The sequence below is a fragment of the Streptomyces sp. NPDC054961 genome (assembly GCF_053609145.1).
The window spans coordinates 26,951-33,938 of the sequence record NZ_JBSGWY010000012.1 but is presented as its reverse complement, the minus strand read 5'-3'; the positions used below and the strand labels follow the sequence as shown (position 1 = coordinate 33,938).

The window sequence follows — 6,988 nt, the reverse complement described above, 5'->3', positions numbered from 1 at the left end:
ATCACCCCCCGGCGTGTTACCCGGCCGCCTCCCCCCCCGCCGCGCCCCTACTTATCTTAGCTCTCCCCGCGGGGTTCGTGGCTCTGGCCCGCCCCCCCCCCCGGGGGCCCCCGGGGGGGCGCCCCCGGGTCCGGGCGGTCGACGCGCGGGCGGGCCTGGCCAAGGTCCCGGACGGCTGGGCGGACCTGGTGATCGCGGACGTGTTCAGCGGCGCCCGCACCCCCGCGCACCTGACGAGCGCCGAGTTCCTGGACGACGTGCGCCGGGCCCTGGCGCCGGGCGGCTGGTACGTGGCGAACCTCGCCGACGGTCCGCCGCTGTCCCACCTGCGGGGCCAGATCGCGACGGCCGCGTCCCGGTTCGCGGAGCTGGCGCTGGCCGCCGACCCGGTGGTGTGGCGGGGCAAGCGCTTCGGCAACGCCGTTCTGGTGGCCGCCGACCGGGAGCTCCCGCTCGCCGAGTTCACCCGCCGCGTGGCGAGCGACCCGCACCCGGGCCGGGTGGAACACGGCCGGGCCCTCACCGACTTCGCGGGCGGCGCCGCTCCGGTCTCGGACGCCTCCGCGGTGGCCTCACCTCAGCCCCCGCCGTCCGTCTTCCACTGAGGGCGGGCTTGCGCCGAGGGCGAGGCGGCCGCCCTCGCCCGCAGCCGGCGCTTGTCCGGCTTGCCCCGGTCCGTCAGCGGCAGGTCCGTCTCCCAGAACACCGCCGTCGGGCGGTGGTCCCGCGCCAGCGTCCGGGCGACCAGCGCGCAGGCCTCGGCGGCCGCCGCGTCCGTGGGGGCGTGCCCGGGGGCCGCGACCAGGAAGGCGCACACCGCCTCCCCCGTGACGTCGTCGGGCCGCCCCACCACGGCCGCCTCGGCCACCGCGGGGTGCCGGGTCAGGGCCGCCTCGACCGGACCGCAGTAGATGTTCTCCCCGCCCACCATGACCACGTCCTTGACCCGGTCGTCGAGGTACAGGTAGCCGTCGTCGTCGAAGTGGCCGACGTCCCCGGTCCGGAACCAGCCGTCCCGCAGCACCCGCGCCGTCAGGCCCGGCAGGTTCCGGTAGCCGGCCATCACCATCGGGGACCGCACCCACAGCTCCCCGGTCGCACCCGGCACGACGGCCGCCCCGTGCGCACCGCGCGCCTCCAGCTCCACCCCGGGCACGGGCCGGCCGACGGAGCCCAGCAGCTCCGGGCGGGCGGCGGCCGCCGCGTCGTGGTCCGCCGGTGACAGCCGGCACAGCACGCCCGCCTCGTTCATCCCGTACCCCTGGCTCCAGCGCACCCCCGGGCCCCAGCGGGTCAGCGCCCGGCGCAGCCGCTCCGGGTGGACGGGGGAGTCGCCGTAGGAGACCTGGACCAGGCCGGGCACCCCGTCCGCGGTCGCCGGGTCGTCGAGCAGCCGGTAGAGCGCCGCGGGCGTCAGGTACGTGGACGCGGGCCCCAGCCGTCGGCAGGCTTCGGCGAACGCCCGGACGCCGAAGGGATGGAGGAGCTCCGAGCGGCCGCCCGTCCGCAGCTGTTCCAGGCAGCGGCCGCCGGAGCGCTGGGAGAGCGAGCCCGTCGACACGAACACCGCCGGGACGGGGCCGCCGGGCCCGGAGCCGCCCGGGTCACCGGCCCCGGGACCGCCGGGCTCGCGGCGCGTCGCGGTCCGGGCGGCCATCGAGGCGAACGTCGAGGCCACCCCCTTGGGGCGCCCCGTCGTGCCGCCCGTGTAGGTCACCCGGGCCACGTCCTCACCGCGCGCCGCCACCGCGACCGGCAGGGCCGGGCGCGCGGCGGCCAGCTCGAGGAGTCCGGCCAGGCCGATGCGGGCGCCCGGGCCCGGCGGCACCGGGGTGTCGTGGACCAGCAGGGAGGGCGCGCAGTCCCGTAGGAGCAGGCCGAGGCCGTGGGTGGCGGGGCCCACGCACACCTGGGTGAGCCGCGCGCCCAGCACGTGGGCGGCCAGCCGCACCAGCAGGGCCCGGGGCGGACTGCCCGCCGTCACGCAGGCCAGCGCCGAGCCGCGCCGCACGCCCAGCCCGTCCAGGGCGCCCGCCAGCCGGTACGTCCAGGAGAGCACCTCGGAGTACGTGAGCACCCACGGCCCGGACCCGAGGGCGGGCCGGTCCCCGTACCGCTCGCAGGCGTCGATCAGATCCGTGACGTACCGCGCGGCGCCGTTCATGGGGTGACCGTATCCGTACGGCACCGGACTACGGGTCGACGATCTCCACCAGCGGCGGGTGGTCGTGCCAGGTGCAGAAAACCGACACCTCGCGGCCGTCGTCCCGGGTGAAGGTCACGCGGATCCACCACTCCTGCTTCCACACCTGCATCCGCCAGCCGGCCGACGGGGTCGCCGACACCAGATCGGCGGTGGAGGCGTGCAGATCGAAGACGACCCGCCCGCCGGAGACGCTGTAGGACTTCACCTGCTCGCCCCCGGACCCCTTCCCGTTCGGCTGCGGGGAGGGCGCGGACGGCGCCGGGGACCGGGCGGCGGAAGGCGAGAGGGAGGCGGAGGGGGAGGGCGCGGCCGGTGACGGCGAGGGGGACGGCGGAGGCTCGTCCGGCGTCGGCTGCGCCTGGTGGGTGGAGGACGAGAGCGGCTGCGTGGTCAGCGGCACCGCGAGCGGCGGATCGTACGCCGTGCCGGACATGACCGTGTGCACGCCCCACCAGGACAGCGTCACCGCCGCCCCGGTCGCGAGCGTCCACGCCCCGGCATGTGCAAGTCCTCGTCGCATCGGGGGACATACTGCACCACCCGCCACAGACGTGGCCCGGCACCCCTGGGTGTCCCCCGAATGGGCTACGGTGCGGGCCATGGCTAGTGTGCTCGTGGTCGAGGACGACCAGTTCGTACGTTCCGCCCTCATCCGGCACCTGACCGAGGCCTCGCACACGGTGCGCAGCGTCGGTACCGCCCTGGAGGCCCTGCGCGAGGTCGCGCACCACCGCTTCGACGTGGTGATCCTGGACCTCGGGCTGCCCGACCTGGACGGCGCCGAGGCGCTCAAGATGCTGCGCGGCATCACCGACGTGCCCGTGATCATCGCGACCGCCCGCGACGACGAGGCGGAGATCGTCCGGCTGCTCAACGACGGCGCCGACGACTACCTGACCAAGCCCTTCTCCGTGGAACACCTGTCCGCCCGGATGGCCGCCGTCCTGCGCCGCGCCCGTTCCGCGGCCGGGGTCGAACCGCCCTCCCGCGTCCTGCGCGTCGGCGGCCTCGCCATCGATCCGCTGCGCCGCCAGGCCGAACTGGACGGGGCCGTACTGGACCTCACGCGGCGGGAGTTCGACCTGCTCACCTTCCTCGCCGGGCGGCCGGGCGTGGTCGTGGCCCGCCGGGAGCTGCTCGCCGAGGTCTGGCAGCAGTCGTACGGCGACGACCAGACCATCGACGTCCACCTGTCGTGGCTGCGCCGCAAGCTCGGCGAGACCGCCGCCCGCCCGCGCTACCTGCACACGCTGCGGGGTGTCGGAGTCAAGCTGGAGCCGCCGGCGTGAGGTGGGCGCTGGTCAAGGTGTGCCTCGCGGTCACCGCCATGGTGGTCGTGGCCTTCGCCGTACCGCTCGGGCTGGTCGTCCAGGAGATGGCCAGCGACCGCGCGTTCTCCAACGCCGAGCGGCAGGCCGCCACCATCGGGCCGACCCTGTCCATCACCACCGACCCGGTGCAGCTGCGCAAGGCCGTGGAGTCCACGCAGATGGGCGCCGCGCGGCGGATGGCCGTGCACATCCCGGCCGTCGGCGACAGCCCGCGCGTGGACATCGGCGACGGCTGGGCCGGCCGGCAGGCCGTGACCCGGACCCGGGAGATGGGGCGGGCCGCCACGGTGCCGGTGGCGGGCGGCGGGTCCGCGCTGCTCCAGCCCATCGCGCTGGGCTCCGGGGACATCGCGATCGTGGAGATCCGGGTACCGGAGAGAGAACTCAGCAACGGCGTGGCCACCGCCTGGGTGATCCTCGCCGGGGTCGGCCTCGCCCTGATCGTGGGTTCGGTGGCGGTCGCGGACCGGCTCGGCGCCCGCCTGGTGCGGCCGGCCGAGCGGCTCGCGGACGCCGCGCACCGGCTGGGCGAGGGGCGGCTGGGGGCGCGGGTCCCGGAGGACGGGCCGAAGGAACTCCGCTCGGCGGCCGTCGCGTTCAACTCGATGGCGGACCAGGTGATGGAACTCCTCGCCAACGAGCGGGAGCTGGCCGCCGACCTCTCGCACCGGCTGCGGACGCCGCTGACGGTGCTGCGGCTCAACGCGGCCTCCCTCGGCGACGGTCCGGCGGCGGAGCAGACGCGGGCGGCCGTGGAACAGCTGGAGCGCGAGGTCGACACGATCATCCGGACGGCGCGCGAGCAGCGCGCGCCCGCCGCCGCCGCGGGCGGGGGCGGCGCCGGCTGCGACGCCTCCGAGGTGATCCGCGACCGGATGGCCTTCTGGTCGGCGCTGGCGGAGGACGAGGGCCGCGAGGTGCGCCTCGCGGGGGTCGACCGTACGGTACGGATCCCCGTGGCCCGGCCGGAGCTGGCGGCCGCGCTCGACGCGATGCTCGGCAACGTCTTCCGGCACACCCCGGAGGGCACCCCCTTCGCGGTGGACGTCCACGACGCCGGGGACGCGGTCATCGTGCTCGTCTCGGACGCGGGGCCGGGGATCTCCGACCCGGACGCGGCGCTGCGCCGGGGCAACGACGGCGGCCGCGACGGTTCGACGGGCCTGGGCCTGGACATCGTGCGGCGGGTCGCGGAGTCGACGGGCGGCGACGTGCGGCTGGGGCGTTCGGTGCTCGGCGGGACCGAGGTCCGGGTGTGGATCGCCCTGGACGGGCGGGCGCAGGGCCTGCGGGGCGAGGGACGGCGCAGTCGGCGCAAGGGACGGGGCGCCTGACGGGCGACCGGCGTAAAGGGGAGCCGGTCGGGGGCGCGCCGCGCGCCCGGTATGTCCCTATGTCGATACGGTCCGCGCCATGGACACCCTCATCTTCGGCGGCCTCCTCGCCACCCTGATCGCGATGTACCGGGACTCCTCCCGGACGCTCGTTCTGGGCGCCTGGTGGCTGATGTTCCTCGCAGTGATCCTGCTGCTGGCGCACCACGTCACCGGCGGCCTCGCCCTCACCCTGAGCTACTGACGGTGGCCGCGATGTACAGCCTCCTCCCGGAGGCTGCGCTGGAGGGCGGGCTGCTGGGCCGCGTCCAGTACTGGTTCGCCTGCGTGTTCGTCATCGGCTGGACGGGCGTGGTCTGCGGCGGGCTCTTCTACCAGTTCGGGCCGTGGGAGCACCCCTGCCCGCTCTGCGTCGTGCAGCGGATGTTCATGCTGCTGGCGGCGATGGGAGCCGCCCACATCGTCCACACGGCGCTGCGCCGCGGGGCGGTGACGGGCCGCGACTACATGACGGGCTGGGGCCTGGCCCTCGTGGCCGCCGTCGGGGGCTCGTTCGCGTCGTGGCGGCAGACGATGCTGCACGTCCTGCCGGGCGACAAGGGGTACGGCAGCGAGGTGTTCGGCCTGCACCTGTACGTCTGGGCGTGGATCCTCTTCCAGGCCTCGGTCGTCGCCGTCGGCGTCGTCATGGCCTTCGCCCACGCGACGGCGGACCGGGTCATCCCGGCCGAGGGGGAGGGGGCGTACCGGGCGGTGGGGCTGGCGGCGCTGTGGTTCCTGGGGCTGGTGATCGCCGTGAATCTCGTGGCCGTCTTCCTGGAGGAGGGCTTCCACTGGTTCCTGCCGGACGAGCCGACGCGCTACCAGTTCTTCTACGACGTCGGGATCCTGGACGGGCGGCCGACCGGGGCGCCGTCCGGGGCGCCGTCGGGACTGCCTTCCGGGCCTCCGGCCGGATGAACCCGGCGCGGGGCCGACGGTGTCCGCGCGGGAATCCGCACGCGCCCGGAGCGGTCGCGCGCCCGGACGGAGGCGGAGATGTTGCCGCCGTCCGCGCCCCCGCCCAGGGTGGCCGTGACGAAAGGAGCCAGGCATGAGAGTCATGCTCAGAGCCCATCTCGACACGGCCGCGACGAACGAGGGCATCAAGAGCGGCGCCCTCGCGGCGGCGATGAAGGACTTCATGGCGGCCGTGAAGCCGGAGGCCGCCTATTTCGGCCTCCACGAGGGCGTCCGGTCCTGGTGGATCGTCTTCGACCTGCAGGACAGCGCCCAGCTGCCGCCGCTGGTGTCGGACCTGTTCACGCAGTTCAACGCCGAGGTCGAGGTCGCTCCGGTCATGACCGCCGAGGACCTGACGAAGGCGCTGGCGGCGATGGGGTCCTCGCCGGGCTGAGCACCGGCCCCCGCTCCATCCCCGCGTTCGCCCCCGCACCCGTCCCTGCCTCTGCCCCCGCACCCGCCCCCGCGCGGCCCCGCTCCGCGCGGCGGCCCCGCGGGACGGCCCTGGGTGCGGGCGCTGTCCGGGGATCAGGCGGTGTCGTCGTCCCCCGAGCCCGAGTTCAGCCGCTTCGCCTGGGCGCGGCCGACTTCGGCGGCGCGGTGCAGGTAGTCGGCGATGACCGTGAGTTCGGCGTCCGAGTAGCTCTGGAGCACGGCGCCGAACGCGCGGCCGGGGGTCTCCCAGGCGGCGCCGATCCGGTCGCGCGCGGCGGGCGCGAGGGCGACCAGGGAGCGTCGGCGGTCCTTCGGGTCGGCGTGGCGCTCGACGATGCCGGCCTTGACCATGCGGTCGACGAGCCGGGTGGCGGAGCCGGACGTCAGGCCCGTGAGACGGGCGATGTCACCGGTGCTGACCGGCGCCGGCTCCATGTCGAGCAGGGCGACGCACTGCATGTCGGTGGGGTGCAGGCCGACGTGGTCGGCCATGGCCTGGTTGAAGAGCGAGTAGTCGGCGTAGTGCCGCTGGCTCTCCGTGACGATGCGTGCGAGCAGCTCCGCGCGGGTCCACTCATCACTCGAACGAGGGTTATCGGTTGACATCGGGCTCTCCGTGCTCCAAATTTATGTGTGTGACGCAGAGAATGTGTAACGCAGAGTCTGCGTCACGTACCTAG

General features: G+C 75.1%; 9 protein-coding genes. 6 read left to right on the top strand and 3 right to left on the bottom strand.

The annotated features are described in order from the left end of the window. Window positions 1-605, top strand: a 605-nt coding sequence (locus ACWF9Z_RS13890) for a spermidine synthase (protein ID WP_453601529.1), incomplete at its 5' end; no start/stop codon positions are given. On the opposite strand, the gene ACWF9Z_RS13885 is transcribed toward ACWF9Z_RS13890, so the two are convergent. Continuing rightward, the gene (locus ACWF9Z_RS13885; RefSeq protein WP_453601526.1) at window positions 578-2,164 is read right to left on the bottom strand and encodes a class I adenylate-forming enzyme family protein; all 1,587 of its coding nucleotides are present in this window, start codon (window positions 2,162-2,164) and stop codon (window positions 578-580) included. The two genes, ACWF9Z_RS13890 and ACWF9Z_RS13885, sit on opposite strands and share 28 nt — an antisense overlap. A 28-nt stretch (window positions 2,165-2,192) precedes the next feature. Beyond that, window positions 2,193-2,726: a hypothetical protein gene (locus tag ACWF9Z_RS13880; RefSeq protein ID WP_453601523.1), complete on the bottom strand. Its 534-nt coding sequence runs from the start codon at window positions 2,724-2,726 to the stop codon at window positions 2,193-2,195. A gap of 79 nt (window positions 2,727-2,805) precedes the next feature. Here ACWF9Z_RS13880 and ACWF9Z_RS13875 point away from each other — a divergent pair, with 79 nt between their 5' ends. The 5 genes from ACWF9Z_RS13875 (at window position 2,806) to ACWF9Z_RS13855 (ending at window position 6,267) form a co-directional block, all read left to right on the top strand. Continuing rightward, window positions 2,806-3,495, top strand: a complete 690-nt coding sequence (locus tag ACWF9Z_RS13875) for a response regulator transcription factor (RefSeq protein ID WP_453601520.1) — start codon at window positions 2,806-2,808, stop codon at window positions 3,493-3,495. Then, window positions 3,492-4,871, top strand: coding sequence for a sensor histidine kinase (locus tag ACWF9Z_RS13870; protein WP_453601517.1), 1,380 nt, complete (start codon window positions 3,492-3,494; stop codon window positions 4,869-4,871). The genes ACWF9Z_RS13875 and ACWF9Z_RS13870 overlap by 4 nt, the downstream gene beginning before the upstream one ends. A 79-nt stretch (window positions 4,872-4,950) precedes the next feature. After that, window positions 4,951-5,115 (top strand): DUF5993 family protein, encoded by a 165-nt coding sequence (locus ACWF9Z_RS13865; RefSeq protein ID WP_453601514.1) that lies wholly within the window; start codon window positions 4,951-4,953, stop codon window positions 5,113-5,115. 11 nt (window positions 5,116-5,126) lie between these two features. Next, complete coding sequence (locus ACWF9Z_RS13860) at window positions 5,127-5,831, top strand: disulfide bond formation protein B (protein ID WP_453601511.1); 705 nt, start codon at window positions 5,127-5,129, stop codon at window positions 5,829-5,831. A gap of 133 nt (window positions 5,832-5,964) precedes the next feature. Then, window positions 5,965-6,267, top strand: coding sequence for a hypothetical protein (locus ACWF9Z_RS13855; protein WP_453601509.1), 303 nt, complete (start codon window positions 5,965-5,967; stop codon window positions 6,265-6,267). Window positions 6,268-6,401: 134 nt separating this feature from the next. Here ACWF9Z_RS13855 and ACWF9Z_RS13850 read toward each other — a convergent pair whose 3' ends face one another. Further along, the gene (locus tag ACWF9Z_RS13850) at window positions 6,402-6,914 is read right to left on the bottom strand and encodes a MarR family winged helix-turn-helix transcriptional regulator (protein WP_453601506.1); all 513 of its coding nucleotides are present in this window, start codon (window positions 6,912-6,914) and stop codon (window positions 6,402-6,404) included. Window positions 6,915-6,988: the final 74 nt, after the last annotated feature.

Excerpts from the sequence above, each read along its gene's own strand:
- ACWF9Z_RS13865 (WP_453601514.1), top strand. The coding sequence starts at position 4,951 with ATGGACACCCTCATCTTCGGCGGCCTCCTCGCCACCCTGATCGCGATG.
- ACWF9Z_RS13875 (WP_453601520.1), top strand. The coding sequence starts at position 2,806 with ATGGCTAGTGTGCTCGTGGTCGAGGACGACCAGTTCGTACGTTCCGCC.
- ACWF9Z_RS13880 (WP_453601523.1), bottom strand. The coding sequence starts at position 2,726 with ATGCGACGAGGACTTGCACATGCCGGGGCGTGGACGCTCGCGACCGGG.
- ACWF9Z_RS13860 (WP_453601511.1), top strand. The coding sequence starts at position 5,127 with ATGTACAGCCTCCTCCCGGAGGCTGCGCTGGAGGGCGGGCTGCTGGGC.
- ACWF9Z_RS13850 (WP_453601506.1), bottom strand. The coding sequence starts at position 6,914 with ATGTCAACCGATAACCCTCGTTCGAGTGATGAGTGGACCCGCGCGGAG.
- ACWF9Z_RS13855 (WP_453601509.1), top strand. The coding sequence starts at position 5,965 with ATGAGAGTCATGCTCAGAGCCCATCTCGACACGGCCGCGACGAACGAG.
- ACWF9Z_RS13885 (WP_453601526.1), bottom strand. The coding sequence starts at position 2,164 with ATGAACGGCGCCGCGCGGTACGTCACGGATCTGATCGACGCCTGCGAG.